The 16,330-nt window shown below is 45.6% G+C and carries 16 protein-coding genes; 10 read left to right on the top strand and 6 right to left on the bottom strand.

Going from position 1 to position 16,330, the window contains the following annotated elements; genetic code table 11:
- Positions 1-264 precede the first annotated feature (264 nt).
- From PGQ95_RS23180 to PGQ95_RS23165, 4 genes are all read left to right on the top strand, one after another.
- Positions 265-1,311 carry a thioredoxin family protein gene (locus PGQ95_RS23180; RefSeq protein WP_000196728.1) on the top strand — a complete coding sequence of 349 codons (1,047 nt, stop codon included), beginning with the start codon at positions 265-267 and terminating at the stop codon, positions 1,309-1,311.
- Positions 1,301-2,716, top strand: a complete 1,416-nt coding sequence (trhH, locus tag PGQ95_RS23175) for an IncHI-type conjugal transfer protein TrhH (RefSeq protein WP_001257292.1) — start codon at positions 1,301-1,303, stop codon at positions 2,714-2,716. Before PGQ95_RS23180 ends, trhH begins: the two co-directional genes overlap by 11 nt.
- A gap of 8 nt (positions 2,717-2,724) precedes the next feature.
- The gene (locus tag PGQ95_RS23170; protein WP_000386159.1) at positions 2,725-6,678 is read left to right on the top strand and encodes a conjugal transfer protein TraG N-terminal domain-containing protein; all 3,954 of its coding nucleotides are present in this window, start codon (positions 2,725-2,727) and stop codon (positions 6,676-6,678) included.
- Positions 6,679-6,858: 180 nt separating this feature from the next.
- Positions 6,859-8,148 carry an HNH endonuclease signature motif containing protein gene (locus tag PGQ95_RS23165; RefSeq protein WP_001284752.1) on the top strand — a complete coding sequence of 430 codons (1,290 nt, stop codon included), beginning with the start codon at positions 6,859-6,861 and terminating at the stop codon, positions 8,146-8,148.
- Between the two features lie 107 nt (positions 8,149-8,255).
- On the opposite strand, the gene PGQ95_RS23160 is transcribed toward PGQ95_RS23165, so the two are convergent.
- Both PGQ95_RS23160 and PGQ95_RS23155 read right to left on the bottom strand, forming a co-directional pair.
- Complete coding sequence (locus tag PGQ95_RS23160; protein ID WP_015059500.1) at positions 8,256-8,774, bottom strand: HAD domain-containing protein; 519 nt, start codon at positions 8,772-8,774, stop codon at positions 8,256-8,258.
- 130 nt (positions 8,775-8,904) lie between these two features.
- Positions 8,905-9,444: a lytic transglycosylase domain-containing protein gene (locus tag PGQ95_RS23155; RefSeq protein WP_000494967.1), complete on the bottom strand. Its 540-nt coding sequence runs from the start codon at positions 9,442-9,444 to the stop codon at positions 8,905-8,907.
- Positions 9,445-9,591: 147 nt separating this feature from the next.
- On the opposite strand from PGQ95_RS23155, the gene PGQ95_RS23150 reads away from it, so the two are divergent.
- The 3 genes from PGQ95_RS23150 to PGQ95_RS23140 all read left to right on the top strand — a co-directional run bounded on the left by PGQ95_RS23150 (position 9,592) and on the right by PGQ95_RS23140 (position 11,214).
- Entirely contained in the window at positions 9,592-10,341 is a 750-nt protein-coding gene (locus tag PGQ95_RS23150) for a thioredoxin fold domain-containing protein (RefSeq protein ID WP_000720274.1), read from the top strand.
- 24 nt (positions 10,342-10,365) lie between these two features.
- Positions 10,366-10,758 carry a hypothetical protein gene (locus PGQ95_RS23145; RefSeq protein WP_000843244.1) on the top strand — a complete coding sequence of 131 codons (393 nt, stop codon included), beginning with the start codon at positions 10,366-10,368 and terminating at the stop codon, positions 10,756-10,758.
- Positions 10,759-10,953: 195 nt separating this feature from the next.
- The gene (locus PGQ95_RS23140) at positions 10,954-11,214 is read left to right on the top strand and encodes a hypothetical protein (protein WP_001424629.1); all 261 of its coding nucleotides are present in this window, start codon (positions 10,954-10,956) and stop codon (positions 11,212-11,214) included.
- Positions 11,215-11,273: 59 nt separating this feature from the next.
- On the opposite strand, the gene PGQ95_RS23135 is transcribed toward PGQ95_RS23140, so the two are convergent.
- Positions 11,274-11,621, bottom strand: coding sequence for a hypothetical protein (locus PGQ95_RS23135; protein WP_001684081.1), 348 nt, complete (start codon positions 11,619-11,621; stop codon positions 11,274-11,276).
- 370 nt (positions 11,622-11,991) lie between these two features.
- Between PGQ95_RS23135 and PGQ95_RS23130 the strand changes: the two genes are divergently transcribed.
- Positions 11,992-12,801: a DsbA family protein gene (locus PGQ95_RS23130; RefSeq protein WP_000031377.1), complete on the top strand. Its 810-nt coding sequence runs from the start codon at positions 11,992-11,994 to the stop codon at positions 12,799-12,801.
- A 45-nt stretch (positions 12,802-12,846) separates the two neighbouring features.
- Here PGQ95_RS23130 and umuC read toward each other — a convergent pair whose 3' ends face one another.
- Positions 12,847-14,106, bottom strand: a complete 1,260-nt coding sequence (gene umuC / locus PGQ95_RS23125) for a translesion error-prone DNA polymerase V subunit UmuC (RefSeq protein WP_042634445.1) — start codon at positions 14,104-14,106, stop codon at positions 12,847-12,849.
- Complete coding sequence (umuD, locus tag PGQ95_RS23120) at positions 14,090-14,524, bottom strand: translesion error-prone DNA polymerase V autoproteolytic subunit (protein WP_000111290.1); 435 nt, start codon at positions 14,522-14,524, stop codon at positions 14,090-14,092. The genes umuC and umuD overlap by 17 nt, the downstream gene beginning before the upstream one ends.
- A 193-nt stretch (positions 14,525-14,717) precedes the next feature.
- On the opposite strand from umuD, the gene PGQ95_RS23115 reads away from it, so the two are divergent.
- Together PGQ95_RS23115 and PGQ95_RS23110 are read left to right on the top strand one after the other, a co-directional pair.
- Positions 14,718-15,335, top strand: a complete 618-nt coding sequence (locus tag PGQ95_RS23115; protein ID WP_001130842.1) for a hypothetical protein — start codon at positions 14,718-14,720, stop codon at positions 15,333-15,335.
- 149 nt (positions 15,336-15,484) lie between these two features.
- Entirely contained in the window at positions 15,485-15,841 is a 357-nt protein-coding gene (locus PGQ95_RS23110; RefSeq protein ID WP_000770127.1) for a hypothetical protein, read from the top strand.
- A 286-nt stretch (positions 15,842-16,127) separates the two neighbouring features.
- Here the strand turns inward: PGQ95_RS23110 and PGQ95_RS23105 are convergent.
- On the bottom strand, positions 16,128-16,330 hold a 203-nt coding region (locus PGQ95_RS23105; protein ID WP_205715614.1), incomplete at its 5' end, for a hypothetical protein.

Here is a 16,330-nt window from a genome sequence, read left to right as displayed (position 1 = left end):
CAGCGTTACTGGTGATGATTTTTTTCAGCTCTTAATACACCTGTTTTCAAAGCAATATTTGCTTTTAGATATTCGATAAAACCATGTTTTTGTTACACCGGATTTTTCACAATGTGCAAGATGGATGATCTTTCCATCACCGAGACTATCTTCTTAGTCAGCACTCCTTTTCCGTCCTTTTCAACATAAAAACGACCATGCTATACGAGCTCTAACCTTTTTTTTGTATGCCATCATAACCGCATCAGAAAAGGAGAACGGTCTATGACTCGTATTGCATTAGCGCCTTCAAAGATGGTTTTGCTTATGTCTTTGGTAATTACTGGTGCCCACGCCAGCCCTGAGCAACCCCTAATAAAAGATACGCCCTTTGTATCAGGCCAGGCTTATAAGAAGGGTTTCTTCTGGTATGACGATCCTGCTAAAAAAAGCGAAGCTGAAGAAGAAAAGGTTTTGCCACCAACCGGTGCTGCTAGCTCGCCTTCAAAAGAGGAAAAGGTAGATTTAAATTCAAAATGGCTAAAAGAGAATATGCCTCGACTGTTAACGCAGGCAATGGATAACCCTACCGCAGAAAATCTATCACGTTATTACACGGCGCAAAGGTTAATGCTGGATATCAGTACGCGTTTTTCTGACAAATCAAAAGATTATTTTCTTAAAAACCCGATGATGTCTGAAAAACGCAGGCAACCAGTGGAAAAGGTGGCACTGGATGCTCACCGCACTGTTGTTGAAAAAAATCAGCAAACGGTAATGAAAGATATCTTTACTAAGTCAGGTTTATTTTTCTTTTTCCAGAGTACTTGCCAGTTTTGCCACGAAGAGAGCCAAATACTTCAATTTATGCAGAACTATTATTCGGTAGATATTCTTCCAATCAGTATGGATGGAAGGCCATTGCATAATGGCCTTTTTCAGGATTTTAACATCCCCAATGCACAAATTATTGATCAATTTAAAATTCGAGAGGTACCTACAATTTTCCTGGTTTCAAAGGATGGGACATCAGCTCAGCGCATTAGTGAAGGCATGATCTCCGCTGATGAATTAAAGAACACTATTATACTTGCCGCGAAGGGCATGAATCTGATCGATGACGCTTCGTTTCAGTCAACTCTAGATATTAAAAGGCAATATACCATCGGTGATGATGGCGTTATTACCGTTAATAAATCCGAAATGGAATCAGACCCATTCTTACTTCAAAAAATAATGGACCAAAAACTCGAAGGCTATGACATGCCTACGGCCGATCCGGTCAATTATCTCAATGCTGGCGGCAGTTTTGGAGGCACTTATGCGCAGTAATGCCGTTTTCAACTTCAAAAAGTTACTTTTGTCTCTTTCTGTTTGTGCTGCAATTTTAGCCCCGACTGCAAATGCAGACAACGCAATGCGTAACATTTTCAATGGCATGATGACGTCTACCAGCCCGGCCACCTTTTCCACAGCAACCCGTACAGGCATAGTTGGCGGGTCAATGTCTTACCGAACAACAAACGTTAATACCAACCTTGTTTCCATGTCGTTTCCAAAAGCTTCTGTCGGTTGTAATGGTATTGACGTTTTTCTTGGGTCCTTCAGCATGATCAACGGGGACCAGCTTGTGCAGGTGGCCCGTGGTATTGCCCAGGGTGCGGCTATCTATGCTTTTAACGTTGCTGTTTCAGCTATTTGTGCTGACTGTGCTGCAACGATTAATGACATCCAAAACAAACTGCAAGCGCTAAATAAATTTGCGAAAGATTCATGCAATGCAACTTACTCTTTCCTTTCTGAAAACGTGGGTACGCCAAGCCAGTTCGCTAACTCAGTTAGCTCTGGACCAGCCTCAATTCTGGGATCGATTAATGGTCTCATTCCTGATTTTGGCTCATCGATGACAAAGTCACCTGAAGCTGTCACTTCTCAGGTTAAAGCAAAGGATCCCGAAGAGTTCGCTGAAAAATTCAGTGGTAACCTCTTCTATATGTCGTTCATGGATATTGATAAGGGAACAATGAACATCGGAGGGGTAACGGAGTTATCCGGTTATAAATTGGCAGAACAACTTATGTCTCTCGTGGGTACTGTCATTATCAACTGGGATAGCAAAGGCGAAAAAGCGGGAATGGAAGTCCGCCCGTCTACCATGACTGTCACGGATTACATCATGGGGCCACCAGCTGGCGGATCAATTAAAATGCTCAAGTGTTCTCCGGCACCAGATCCATCATCCCCACGAAAGGCTCAGTGCCTTGTCATGTCAGAAGTTAATGACGGTGGTTTTAAGGGATTGAAGGATACCATTTCTGATCTTCTTTTAAACGTACAGAAAAAAATCATCAACGACGTTCGTGTTTCAGATGATGAATTACGCATTATCTCCTATATCGGCATCCCGACCATTATCGACTCTTTGCAAACATTCGAAGCACCGGAAGGGTACGCATACATTCAGGACATAAGCACTATTGCTGCGACGAGCCTCGTAATCAACATGTTGCGCCAGGTTGAGGCCAAAATTTCAACCATGAGCATACCGAGTGAGTCGCTGTCGGGTAAAAGGGATGATCTCAACCGATTAACAGACAATCTCTCAAAACAGGTTAAAGCCGCCTATGAGCTATCGCACAGCCAGGTCGGTACCAGCTCGGACGTCATTTCAACCTGGGATAACCGTCGCCTGCAACGGAAGGCTTTCACTGAAAGTATTCGTGGCACACGTAACTGAGGTCTGACATGGATTACAACATATATACCCTGGGTGATATTGATTTTGTCTGGTCGGCTTTTACCGGTATTGCCCTAATCTTTTCTCAATATACTGGTGTAAAAGAGTTCCTGACCACGGCCGCCGTTGTAGCAGGTGTGAGCCTATTCTATAAAACGTGGCTATGGCTTCAGGCTCCGACCAAAAATGAATTACCGTTTTTCTCCTGGTTTTTGGGGTTGATCCTTTTCATGATGGCAATGGTTCGAGTGGATGTAACTATTGAATCTGTAAAGTCGGGAGAGGTCAGAAACGTCGACGGAATTCCAATTTTTATTGCTGCGATGGCCACCGTCACCACTAACTTAAGCCAGGGTTTGCTGAAGGATTATAAAACTGCGTTTGATCCGCTTTCTCCGGTGGACCTGTCTGCAACAACTCTGGACGATGACATCACCCTCGGTCCGATGATCCGATTCGTGAAGTTTTTGCAATGGGGCGGCGATAGCCAGGGCTACTGTTCTGCATTTCCTGAACCGGCCAGCGGGCTAGGGCCAATGAACGTATGTGCTACCGTTCAGTCTCTTGCATACAACTGCCTGAAGGCTACCCAAAACTCAAGCGCAAATATTGCCGGTAAAGAAACTATTTTTAACGATATTTTCTCAGCTAATCTGGCAGATAGCATGGACCGGATTAATCAGGCGATGAAAGGCGCACTGAAGAATGCCTCTGCCAGTATTGTTGGCGCTAACGGTTCAAAATCTGGTACGTGTGATGAGGTCTGGTCAACTGTGAAACAGGTTACCAGTACAGCTGAAGCTCGCCAGACTATTTCCCTTATAGGACAGACAAACGGCATCCTTACTCCAGACGAAGCAAATGGTGCACCTACCGGCGCAAGTTTTACTGATGTTATGGCGTCAGCAAATGGTATGTACGGTAAGGCTATTGGTTCGTATGACGCCACCCTGAACCTGTTCATAATGAATGAGCTCAGAAATGGCGCAAGCAAATATAAGACCCCACTCGGTCTGGCTTCCGATATGCAGTTGTTTGAGGCTTCTCTGAAGCGAACCAACACAATGGCTTCACAGGGCCAGTTGTGGTTACAACTGTCTGGAGCAGCAATCGCATTCCTTGAGATGTTTGCTTACATGGTTGCTCCATTTGCTTTGCTTATGCTGCTGGCGTTAGGTGGTAATGGTGTTGCCGCTGCGGCGAAATATTTGCAACTTATTCTCTTCGTGAATATGTGGCCGCTTACGGCAGTAATGGTCAACGCGTATGTGAAGAAAGTCGCGACGGCCGATCTGGATACCTGGAGCACCCTCAACAGCCAGAATAATGCCGTCACGTGGATGGGGCTCCCAGGGCTTGCGGAAACATACAGTTCATACCTGTCTGTTGCTTCCGCGCTTTATGCTCTGATTCCGGTACTCACATTATTCCTGATGACACAGTCGATTCACCCGATGATGAATGCGGTTAAGGGAGTGACCCCCGATGCGCCGGTGGATACTGGTCATGTAACGCCCAAAGTATGGGATGGCCCTAACAGCGGTAAATCTTCATTTGGTGACGTGACACGAACCGCCTTGACCAGTACCGGTCAGGGATACAGCGATGGCGGCGCAGTTGATTCAAGTAATTTCCGTCTTGGAATGTGGAATGCTGGTTCAAGTATCGCTAACAGCCAGGGGCAAGGATCAGCTGTAACCTCATCAGTTATGAGTGCGGCAAGTAATTCATTCCAGGCTGGTTACAGTCAGATGAGTGAAATTGGAAGGTCAGGACAGTCGAGCCAGCAGTTCTCAACCAACCTGCAAACAATGAAGCAGATCTCGGATAAGATTGGTGCCTCTGTAGCAGAAGGTATTGCAACGAAACATGGGGTGAGTGCGTCTCAGATGGCCAGCATTGCTTCAAATGTTATTCTAAACGCTGGGCTTAATGGAGGTGCTGGAACTGGCAACGGAGCCGGGCTGAAAGCAGCTGTAGCAGGGCAATTGAGTAGCGGCGCATCTAAGACCAATACAGGCAGTGACTCGCTTTCAAATGACCTTTCAAAAGCAATCACGAATCAGCTTAGCCAGGATTCTGCTTTGACTGACCAGTTCAGTAAAGCGGCGTCTCAGGTAAGCAGCGATCAGATATCCAATACTAATGCGTTTAAAGAAGCATCGTCGAAAATGAACCAGGCGACACAGACGATGGCGCAAAACATTTCTACATCGGTATCGACTAACGCCAGCTCCAATAGTGGAATGAGCCTTGATTCTAAACAAAGCATTAACCTGGACAGGTTCTCCGATTCTATTCGCAACAAAAACTTCAGTGATGATGATGTAAGGAATTTTGCTCGTAAGAATGGGCTGGATGAGAATGCGTTTATGGAGAAATTCAACTCCTATAACGATACCTTCAAGGCCAGTAATCAGCTTGGTTCGCAGCTTCAACGTACTGACGCGCTTGTGGCTGCAACACGAGATTTCAGTGAGCAAAAAATTGCGATTGATACCGCCCGGGGAGAGACGGCCGAAAGTAATAAACAGGATCTCCGTGAAACCTCCAGCCTGCTTAAAAGTCTGGTTTCCGACTTCGGTGGTAATGCACAGCAGCTGCTACCTATCACCAATCAGCTCGACAGAATTTCAGGCGAAGGGTCAGGAATTAATACTATCACTCAGGCACAGGATAGAACTCCTGACAGCGTAAATACGTCTGGCGTGATGAGTGCGTCACGCGTAGGGGAACTGGGTGGAAGTGTTGATTCGCAGGCTAAACTCGGTCTTTCCTCCAACGCTCAGGACGCGACTCAGCGTGTCCCTGGAAAAAGTGAAGCTGGCTTTACTCCGTATAACCTTGATAACGCGGGCAAAGGCGATATTCAGGGAATACATAACAACAACGTGGGCCGCACTTATTCTGATGAAGAAAGGAATGTGCTCAATTCTCTCAAAACGAATGGCCCTGTACTGAATAATCAGGGTGTAGAGAAAGTCGTCAATTCAGGTCAGGATGTCAGAAATGCAGAAGGCACATTTAACGATCTGGAAAAGGCTACCGGAGGTCGGGTGGTTGGTGATGGAATGGATCAACGAGCCACTGCTTTGAACAGTATGTATCAGAGCGGTCAAGTTCGTGGCTTATCTAATAACACTGATAACTACTTTAGTCGTGTTGCCAACAACCCGAACTTAAGCCGGGACGATAAGCGAGCTGAATTGGCACAGCAAGCTGTCTTTACCTATGGTGCCAGCACCATGGCTACCGGTGCCGAAAGAGAGCAGCTCAAAGCGGATACCCAGAAGATCCTTAATGAACTGGGTAACTATAACGTTAACTGGAGTATGAATGACGTTCAGAGCATCCATAGCAGTTTCAACACTCATAACAGAGCTGATGGTTCACTTGAGTCAGTCGTACGGGCAAACCTAGGAGAGGGTGGGTCGGGCGGTGGTCTCGTTGGTAACCGCACTCAGACCGTCACAGATCGCTTGGTTGGGGAAAAGATAGAGGCCAACACTGAGCGGGGCGCGATTTCTGGTGCGCTACTCGGGGGCCAGCAATTTGTTTCGGATACGCTAACCAGCGTTGGGGCGAAACCGGTAAATGAGATGCTTACGGGAGCGGGCATCCTTCAAACCCAGACATCGATAGCAAATGATGCCTCTAACCCTGCAAATATGCCTGATTCTCTCCAGGGTAAAGTCCTTAATCACATGCAGATGTCTGATGGCGTCGCAGCTGTAAGTGACCGGTATCAGAGTATTAGCAGCGACGGCGTTTCGACTTATGCGAATGCAGCGCAGAACTCTGAAAGGGCTATCCGGCAGCAATTGACGGATGACCCACGCTTTGGGCCTCAGAAAGCAGATGAATTCATTCAGTACATGAAGTCAGAGCTGAGCAACACAAATGAGCCTTACCAGTCACGTGTCGATAAAGCGGATCAGTGGCTTAATGAAAATAAAAGGTAGGTGAGTTTCAAATATAACCTAATGAAAATTAAACGTATTTACTAAAATATGGTGTTAAACAGTGAAGGCCGCAAAGTATAAATTTGCGGCCTTTTTTATTCATAAACTTAGCTGATTTCTGTACAATCTCGTTCTTTATGTAGTAGATGTTCCGGCTGAATAGGCACTGAGACACAGGACATGGCAAACAAAGTAAAAGATATTAACCATCCATCTATTAATGATAGAGAACGTCGTGTCTTGGAAGAACTAGGTATATGTAATGGTGCACACTTTAATAATTTGCTTAAAATTGCCCGCTATCGTCTCAATGCTGGTTATTCCCATGCTGAAACTGTACTTTCTTTACGCTGCACAGGCTCATACATTGAGCGTACCGTAATGCATGCCCCCAAAAATACCCGTAAAAAACTACGTGAACACCTACAAAAATTTGCTCTAGAGACAGAGCAGAATAGCGAAACCGTTTATTCTAATTACAATACTCAGCTCCGTGTAATTCGAGAAAAAAAACAAAAAGAACATTTGATGGCCAAGCGTAAGGAGTACATTCGCGTTCGGCTAGAATCTTGTAAAACAAGGGGGGAGCGGTTGATGGCGTTCGGTCTAATTGATACTATCGATCCCGAATATATACAGGAACTGGAAGACCATCTGGCTAAGGTTAGTCATCGTAAGATGTTGGAGGATAATGACCGAAAGGTAAAAGAACGCAATAGACTGTTGAGTGAAATGAAAAAAAATTCAGCCCGTCTCACCGAACGAATAATCCTGTCGGAAAAAGAGGAACCAGATGAAGAAGCCTCTCTTCCAATACTGGTACGTAGATATATTCCCGGCGGACGTGCCGCAGAGTTCGCTATTTATGCACGTTCAAACGCTACATTACCTCCACTAGAGATCATTGAGGGTTTTCTAGGGTATCCAGTTGGTGGCCGCGAAAGATCGCAGGAAGATCAGCCTAAATCTCCACCGGCCGCGATTATGGTCGCTATGAAGACTGATGGTATAGAAGAAAAGGAGCTTCAGCCGAATATTCCTGATGAAACTACTGTACCGGGTAAGCGTAAGGGTAGTAAGACAACTGTCGAGACACGACCAGATCAGGCCTCATTTGCAGAAGCCGTCCGCAACAACTGTTATGACCAATGTGTGATTACAGGCTCTAGACTGCGCCAGCGCACTGAGGCTGCTCATCTGATGGAGCATCGTAACGGAGGAGTAGACCATTATACAAATGGGTTGCTCTTACGCCATGATATACACGATCTTTTCGACGCAAACATGATTGCCATTCATCCGGTGACGTTGGAGGTTAACATTCTCGCTGAAGCTTTGGCGGTAGATCATGATTTAGCGGCATATCAAGGAGAGTTTATTAAGCCGCTGCGTAAACCCATCAATACTGAATTCCTAAAGCACCGTTGGCAGGTTTTTCAGCACCGGAACCAAACTGAGCAGCAAGCTTAAGAGACCGGCATGTTTTCTTCCAACTGTGCAATGCTTTGACCCGGGGCAGAAATGGAGAAGCATAGAACTGATAATGCGGGCATGCTCTCCGTAAAAGTTACTTTAATTCAGGAAGCCCAACGTTTCATAAGCAGATGATACCTGGTGTTAAGAGCTGCAAGATCAGATTCGGTGAGGCCGGTGTAATAATTGGTTTTTTGCAAATGTGGATAACCGACCGGGAATAATGATTCGTCGTCATCAAGGCAGATAAATGCTTTAACTCGATGTGAAAATACAAAGTCCTCACACTCAGCAGCCCGCACACCTGACTGATTAGGTTTTAAATATACCGAATCGGTAGCACCTATGACTTTGTCTCTATAAGGTAGCCGGAAAAGAGATTTCAGGTAAGTTATACTGGCACATTCACGCCACGAACTGGAGATGACAATCACCATGGAAGGGCATTTATCCAGTAATTTTTCCACCAATGGCATTCGCTCAAAGGTTTCATTTTTGCACCTGTGACAAACCCCATCGAAATCTAAGAAAAGCACGACATGCGAATCAGGGAGAGGGCCCCATAAACCAGCTGTTGTTTCTTCAGGAACACATACTTCTTCATGAAGAGGGCTTTTCTGCATCAAGAAAGAAGAGAGAATCTTAAATATATTTCTTGCAGAAAAAGACAATTTATTACCCCTGAGTCTATGCGAATTTTTTGCGGGGGGGTACCCAAGCTACTCGATGATCTTCTGTAATATCAGGTTGAATTTATTTAACAACAGGAGTCGGGTTTTGCTCCGGGACATTTTTAGCTATATGGCCATTGTATCGAGGAGGTTGTTGGGTCCATTGATAAAGCTCACCCATCCCGTTACGCTGCTGGATCCGGCGATTGTACTTTACCATGAAGTTAAATATGTACTTTGCACGTACCTTTGGGGTTTTGCTGTTGTAATCTGCAATCCCTTCAAACACATTGCCCTTGCGATCAACAATTTTTCTGTAGAGCCACCATGTTCCAACCCAGAAACTAGCGCAAGCATCGTAAGCCAGAACCCGCCACGTTACAGTCGGGAAATGCTTTTTTATTTCAGGCAGATTGGATGAGTTGATCTGCATCGGGCCAATATCATAAGTGCCGTTAGTATTCCTGCTGAAAGTACCAACCTTACCGCCTTCATTGTCAAACAACGTAAAAACCAGTTCGGCATCAATTCCGAAGAAGCGGGCGGCATCCGTAATGCACTGAGTGTAAATCTCATCAGGAACGGGAATAGGTTTCACATCATCTGCTGGTGGTGTAAACACAACGATTTCTCCACTGAATCTACGTTTTATCTATTCTCCCATATATCTATCGACTTTCTTTCGGCTTTACCCGTTGATTTAAGCGTTTAAGCAAAATTCTGGAATTTTTGGGCGTGATAATATTAGTGCTCGATTCAAGGAGCATAAATGAAAAAAATTATTAAGGCATCGGTATTACTTCTTTCATTAAGTACCGCCTTCACGATGAATGCCGAGCCGGTTAATACAATGGTACTGCCAGATGCAGCCCGGGATAAGCTCAAAGCCATTGGGCTTTCAATCGAGCACGTCGAACCCTCGCCAGTAAAAGATATTTTTACGGTGATTTCCAGGGAGGGGGTAAGTTACGTGAGCAAAGACGGAGATTACATTTTTACCGGAAGCTTATTCCACGTGAAAGGTAAAGATGTGGTAAACACCACTGAGCAGGCCATTTTAATGGGCGTCCGGGAATTCGCATCCAAAACAAAATCCATCGACTACAAATCACCAAACGAAAAATACCGGCTTGCTATCTTTACCGATATAACCTGTGGATACTGCCAAAAACTGCATCATGATCTGAAGTCTTATCTTGATGCCGGTATTTCGATTAAGTTTCTTGCATTCCCACGTGCAGGACTGAACTCGGTAGTAGCCGGGAACATGGCCAAAATCTGGTGTTCAGCAAAGCCAAACGAAGCTCTGGATGCAGCGATGAATCCGGTTTCAACTATCCCGGAAGGACGTCCTGATGAGGCTTGCTTAAACATTATCAAATCGCATTTCCAGGTGGCCTCAACAATCCCGCTGCAAGGTACTCCTACCATGGTGACACTAAGCGGCAAACCGCAGTTATTTACGGGGTGGCTGAGCCCGGAAAACCTGGTGACCCAAATGGGCGCTGCGCAAAAGTAACTTTTCCGACTGTAAGAGGTGTGTATGAAATCTACTTTACTGAGTACGTTAATGCTGGTTGCTGTAGGTGTACAGCCCGTTTTCGCTGCACAATGTCAGTACGGAGCCTGTGGAACGGAAAACGATCCAGGAATCGTATTTCTGATGTCATCGGTACAAATGGATCAAGGTGAACAACTAAAGGAACTCTCTGGTGTTGCGACCACAGGTGACACCATCTCTAAAAAGATGGAAAGCTACCTGGGAAATAAAAAGCTCAAGGTAAACACCGACAGTACCCGCAAGGGGCCGGGTAATACCACCATCAGGCCTACAGATGAGCTCGCCCCAACGAGGCAACTAAAAGTTATCCGGCCCGAACTGGTAAAAAATCCCGATTCGCAGCTCGTGGTAGCTTTCAATGAGCGCCTGGCCTGATTTATTGACTGAGAGCGTCCAGAAGGAAAAAAGATGTCGATACTCAGTAACTTCGTCATCAGGGCAACGGGGATACCTGACAAAAAGTATCTCCGGGATCCCGTAATAAAACGTTGTTATGAACGTCTGAGTCGTAGGGTGCCTGCTCTAATGACGGGTTGGCTTCTGTGCATTCTGGGTTCAGGGTATGTCAGTATGGCACTGGAACAGCCTGATAGCACTGTGTTACTCAGTCTGCTGCTGTTGTATGTTATGTCAGGCATTTTACTGATGCAGTTCCAGTATATGTATTCAGAGCGAAGCATAGGCTACAAGTTCTACCTGGAAGTGCTTATGAATGCAGCCGCCAGTACTCAACATAAAGAACAGTTACAGTATCTAATCATTAATAAGCCCAATTCCATCACGATGGGCGATCTTTACCGACTTTATGATTTTAATGGGGGAGGGCGATAGCCACGTTTATGTGCGTGTCCAAAAGTCACTTTTGAACATTCTCTTCCCGCCGTCTGCTTTCAGTTCCAGGGGATCACTGCAACATAATTTCCGGAACGCAGCGGCGCATCAAATTTATCAGTAAAGGCGTCGATCATTGCTGAATAAGCAATGCTGTCTGACGGCACAGGTGCATTGCTTTGCATACTCACTTTCAGAACCTGCTTTGCTCCTTTCGCTGACGGGTATACCTCGACATCCAGCTGTCGCATATAGTGCATCTGCGACATCGTCTCAGTGCCTATTACCCCATCGACCGGCCTGTAGTCATAGTCAGTATGCGATTCGCCATGCTTGTCAGTTCTCGTTGTCTTTTTATCTACAACGTAGCCTGTCACCCCAGTAAGAAGCTGCTCGCTATACTGCATGTTCTCCTGTGAGCTGCTCATTCGGAACCTGAGCACATAATCTGGCTGGTGAGTGGAAATAATGACTCCTTTTTTTGCTAATCCATCAGCAAAACGGCCTGAAAACATTCTGGACTGAATACTTTCGTCCGGAGGGACTATCTGAAACCTTTTATTTGTAACAGGACGAGGCATTAGATCGTACGCATCTACCTGGTTTGCGAAATGATATCCACAACCACTCAAAAGCATTGCGGTTGTGAGTATAAAGCCCTGCCTAATCATCCTTTAATCTCCAAAAAGCATTGTTTCACGAATAATTCCGATTTACCGGGCCAGTATAATCCATCGCAGGTTAATAACTAACAGGCTGAAAAGCATAAAGGTAGCTATGTCTAAAGAATTTTATTTAAAACCGATGGCCACGATTTTAATTTCTGCGGTAATTGCTACCGCTGCCTCGGCGTTAATCGCGGCAACTTATTTTAAACCGAAGGTGCTCAGTGAGGAAGAAATTGGCAAAATTGCCGCTACTTACCTGGTAAAAAATCCCCATTATTTAGTGGAAGCAGGTAAGGCGCTGGAAAATCAGAACGTAAGTGCCTCAGTGGAACGAATAATTCCATATGCGCCAGCTCTGCTGGATACCAAGGAGACGCCAAACATCGGCCCGGATGACGCCGACGTCGCGGTAATCGAGTTCTTCGACTATCAGTGTATTTACTGCATGCGGGTTACACCTGTTGTTGAATCGGTAATGAATCAGAGCAAAGATGTAAAATTCTTCTTTAAAGAATTCCCGATTTTTGCCGGTTCAAAACCTGTATCTGCCATGGGGGCCGCTACGGGTCTGCACGTCTATCAGAATTTCGGTGCTGAAGCCTATCGTAAATACCACAACAACCTGATGGCTGTGGCTCATACCTTCATGACCTCTCAACGCAAATTCGAACTCAGCGACTTTAATACTGTGGTGGATAAGTCAGGGTTTAACAGCACGTTTTCTGACAGGGAAAAAAACCGATATGAAAACGTGATCTCCGGCAACATGCAGCTGGGCGAAGCGCTTGGGATCACCGGCACACCCGGCTTCATCATTATGAATATGAAAAAGCCGAATGCGGCGACTACCACATTTATCCCCGGGGCTATGGACGCAGCAACTTTGCAGGGCGCAATCGAAAAAGCTCGCGGGGCCTAAAGTTACTTTCACTTTTGATGAGTACGGCCATGCCGGTCATGGCCGCTACGCTTTTACAACGAGTAATTCATCCCAGCGGGTCGTATATCTCGGTGATAGCATGGCCTGTTTCATACGAAAATCCTGTTGAATGCCTTCCCCCAGCAAAAACAGAGCTCCGCGCTTTTCTTTATTGAACCGGTCCATAACTTTCATCAGTGCCTGACTGCCAGGCCTGGCCGGGCGCTCATCAAACAGGCTGAGTTGCTCTGTGCCGTCAGTCATAGCGGAGAGCATTACCCCAGCTTTCGCATACGCTATCCCGGGTTTGTAAATGCGGTTCAGGATGGTCATGGCTGCATCAACCAGATCGCGGGTGTCCTGTGTAGCGGTAAGCGGCTCGATACCACAATTGCTGTAGCGGTTTTCACCTTGCGCATAATTGCTGCTCTGAATGAAGACTGTGATTTGACGGGTCCACGAGCCATCCTTGCGCAGCTGCTCTGCCGCCCGGGCGGTAAAAAATGAAACTGCCTCATGTAGCTTGCCTATCTCATTAAGGCGCTGACCAAAACTTCTGGAAACGATAATCTGTTGCCGGACAGGAGGGGATTCATGCAGCCGGAAACATGGTTCGCCATGCAGTTCCCGCCAGGTACGCTCGATTTCAACGCCAAAGCTTTTACGTAAAAAGCGAACGTCGCTATTATAAAAATCACCGGCAGTGATGATCCCGAAAGCCGACAGGCGTTCACTGATCTTTTGACCAATACCCCATATTTCTCTGGTACTGATAAGGCCCAGGAGCTTCCTGATCCTGGCCTGATCAGTCAAAACTACAACCCCGCCTGTAGCTGCCCATCGTTTGCTCGCATAGGTGCATAATTTAGCCAGGGTTTTGGTGCTTGAACACCCCACACCACAGGTAAGGGACAGATTATGAAGAAGTGTACTTCTGATCAACCGGCCGTAATCTTCATAATCTATTATCTTGTTCATGTTTTTCAATAACATGAAATTTTCATCTATGCTATATCGACTCGATTGAGGCGCGAAGCTTTCCAGCGTTTCATGGAAGCGATTTGAGTAGTCTTCATACAAAGTAAAGTTAGAGCTCCGGACTTCGATCTGGTGTTGCTGAATCAAATCCCTGCACTTAAAAATTGGGGTCCCACGCTTAATACCAACGCTTTTAGCCAGTTTATTCATTGCAATGACGGACGAATCGTTATTGCTGGCTATGATGAGCGGCTTTTTTGCCAGCTTGGGATCCATCGCACACTCAAATGCCGCATAGGCCCCGTTAATATCAACGTGCATGTACATGGCTAAACTGATTCAGTGCAAAGGTGACGACGCCCCATATCTCAAGGGATTCGGGATTTACACGTATCGGCTTATAGGCTGGATTAGAAGGCATCAAAAGCAGCTCAGGATACGTGTGTAAGATCTTTACCGTGAACTCTCCATCCACCAGCGCAACGACGATAGAGCCGTGTCGTGCCGTTAAAGACCGATCCACAACCAGAATAGCGCCATCATTGATACCGGCATTGATCATACTGAGGCCCGCCGCCCTGACAAAGAAGGTTGAGGGGCGGTTACGGACTACATATTCATGCAAATTTAATTCATTATCTTCATGCCCGGCGCACGGACTCATCACTCCACAGCTCAGTAAATCACTGAAAAAAGGTGCCATTTCGTAAGGCTTGTTGCTAATGTGCTCAAGGATAACAGACATAGCTACACTCGAATTCTCATACTGTATGTATAAACAGTATTGCGAGTTACAGAGAAAAGATCAAATCTCTCCGGTAACGCTATCGAGCCTGACGAAAAATTAAGCTTTGTCACAAACACCAAAAACCATCTTTTACCGATAATGGCGAGCTGGCCTACGAAGAAGGTATACAAGCTAGGATGAAAGGATTCTGATGCCCCTCCCACCAAATTTTTTATCTCCTGAAGACCAGGCTGAGTACGATGCTTATATGTCAAGATTCAGCGAGATAAATCACTATTATGATTATCACACTGTCCCCGTGATTGACTGGTTCTTTAAACAAGCAACCGAGGCGTTGCATCACGAACTATGGATACCGGCCTGTACGAGCTTCCTGAACGGGATTGAAACATCACTCATGGTTACGTTGAAGTCGCTGATGCTGAAACCAACAGTTAACGATCAGCATGCAGCTCCTGAGCTGGTGGACTTGGAGGGTATCTCCGTAATGAGTAATGCCTTACTGAGAAAGGCCAAGCAGGAAGGGGTGCCGGTAGAATTACTTTCATTTCCAGCCGAGCAGGATATGTTGGTTAAGGTAGCAGCCGGGAGAACACCTGAAGCAGAAATTGTCAGGCTGAGAAACAACCTATGCCATGGCAACATTCTGGAGTTTATCATGTCTGTTGATATCGGTACTTCAGGACCCATACGTATTTTTACGCCTGAATGCTGTCGTGAACTGGCGCATGAACTTTCGTCCATTTCCAGGAATTGGGTGGTAGGTTTGCACAAGTACTGGGTCGACAACAATCTGATTTCCCCCTGAAGCTCCTTGAACCTTGCTTTCAGAAGCCAGGTGTATGAAACCCTATTGGATAATATTTAAAGCCAAAATATGGGGATCTCGTATTCGGTGACAGGCATGGTATAAATGATGTGTCTGAGCAACCATCATTGATAATCATGGAGTGAGTCATGAAATTAAAATACCTTCTGTTATGTGCAACTCTGTCTGTCGCCTTTACCTCCTCTGCGGTCCTTGCATCTGAAAACGGGAAAAAACCGATCCCGGGCAAATCAGATGTGATGGTTGCCGATATTTGTTTAAAACCTGAAATCCAAAGTGAAACCGATTATAAAAAAACGAAAGAACTGGTAAGGACTGAGTTTGAAGAAAACTTGCCTGTTGGATCTAAAATCAAAGAAAAAGACTTGAATGCCGTAATTGAAGCATTTGCTACTCGTAAAAGGGACACGCCGGAGCGAGCGGACCATTGCCAAGAAAACGTACGTGAAAGATACTGGGAAATGAACCCGGTGAAAGATAAATAAAATACATTCACGTTGTATAATATAGAGGCTTCAATTCTGAAGCCTTTTTTATTTTCAGATTATTTTGATTCTGACAATAATGAAATAAAATTGAGCATTATCGCTTAACACTGGATAAGAAAAAGAGCCATCTTTTATATTGGACAGGTTTGAATTTAAGGAATTTTGGATTCACAGTTTTCTGCGTTATTAGACGGCAAGGGCAATCTGGTATGATTCACCTAACACACGAATCTGGAAGGAAAAGTATATGGGTGACCTGGTCAGCAAAAATAGCATTGACCGTTTAGAGCGATTTCATTCTTTGCTGGCGGGTCAGTACTGGACGTCCACTGACAGCATCCCTGAAGAGGGTATTGTGGCAGGGGATACACTGCTCATTACGTCTTTGCGTGGCACTGTTGCAAATAGTCGGTGGTGATAAACTTATCATCCCCTTTTGCTGATGGAGCTGCACATGAACCCATTCAAAGGCCGGCATTTTCAGCG

Origin of the sequence: Klebsiella sp. 141240, assembly GCF_050600805.1 — a bacterium.
Lineage (GTDB): Bacteria > Pseudomonadota > Gammaproteobacteria > Enterobacterales > Enterobacteriaceae > Klebsiella > Klebsiella aerogenes.
This window is presented reverse-complemented; position numbering and strand designations above follow the sequence as displayed.

Bases quoted from the DNA above. Each gene is read 5' to 3' on its own strand.
- PGQ95_RS23150 (WP_000720274.1), top strand. From the start codon at position 9,592: ATGAAAAAAATTATTAAGGCATCGGTATTACTTCTTTCATTAAGTACC.
- PGQ95_RS23160 (WP_015059500.1), bottom strand. From the start codon at position 8,774: ATGCAGAAAAGCCCTCTTCATGAAGAAGTATGTGTTCCTGAAGAAACA.
- PGQ95_RS23145 (WP_000843244.1), top strand. From the start codon at position 10,366: ATGAAATCTACTTTACTGAGTACGTTAATGCTGGTTGCTGTAGGTGTA.
- PGQ95_RS23110 (WP_000770127.1), top strand. From the start codon at position 15,485: ATGAAATTAAAATACCTTCTGTTATGTGCAACTCTGTCTGTCGCCTTT.
- PGQ95_RS23140 (WP_001424629.1), top strand. From the start codon at position 10,954: ATGGCACTGGAACAGCCTGATAGCACTGTGTTACTCAGTCTGCTGCTG.
- PGQ95_RS23180 (WP_000196728.1), top strand. From the start codon at position 265: ATGACTCGTATTGCATTAGCGCCTTCAAAGATGGTTTTGCTTATGTCT.
- trhH (WP_001257292.1), top strand. From the start codon at position 1,301: ATGCGCAGTAATGCCGTTTTCAACTTCAAAAAGTTACTTTTGTCTCTT.
- PGQ95_RS23165 (WP_001284752.1), top strand. From the start codon at position 6,859: ATGGCAAACAAAGTAAAAGATATTAACCATCCATCTATTAATGATAGA.
- PGQ95_RS23115 (WP_001130842.1), top strand. From the start codon at position 14,718: ATGCCCCTCCCACCAAATTTTTTATCTCCTGAAGACCAGGCTGAGTAC.
- PGQ95_RS23135 (WP_001684081.1), bottom strand. From the start codon at position 11,621: ATGCAGTATAGCGAGCAGCTTCTTACTGGGGTGACAGGCTACGTTGTA.
- PGQ95_RS23170 (WP_000386159.1), top strand. From the start codon at position 2,725: ATGGATTACAACATATATACCCTGGGTGATATTGATTTTGTCTGGTCG.
- umuD (WP_000111290.1), bottom strand. From the start codon at position 14,524: ATGTCTGTTATCCTTGAGCACATTAGCAACAAGCCTTACGAAATGGCA.
- umuC (WP_042634445.1), bottom strand. From the start codon at position 14,106: ATGTACATGCACGTTGATATTAACGGGGCCTATGCGGCATTTGAGTGT.
- PGQ95_RS23130 (WP_000031377.1), top strand. From the start codon at position 11,992: ATGTCTAAAGAATTTTATTTAAAACCGATGGCCACGATTTTAATTTCT.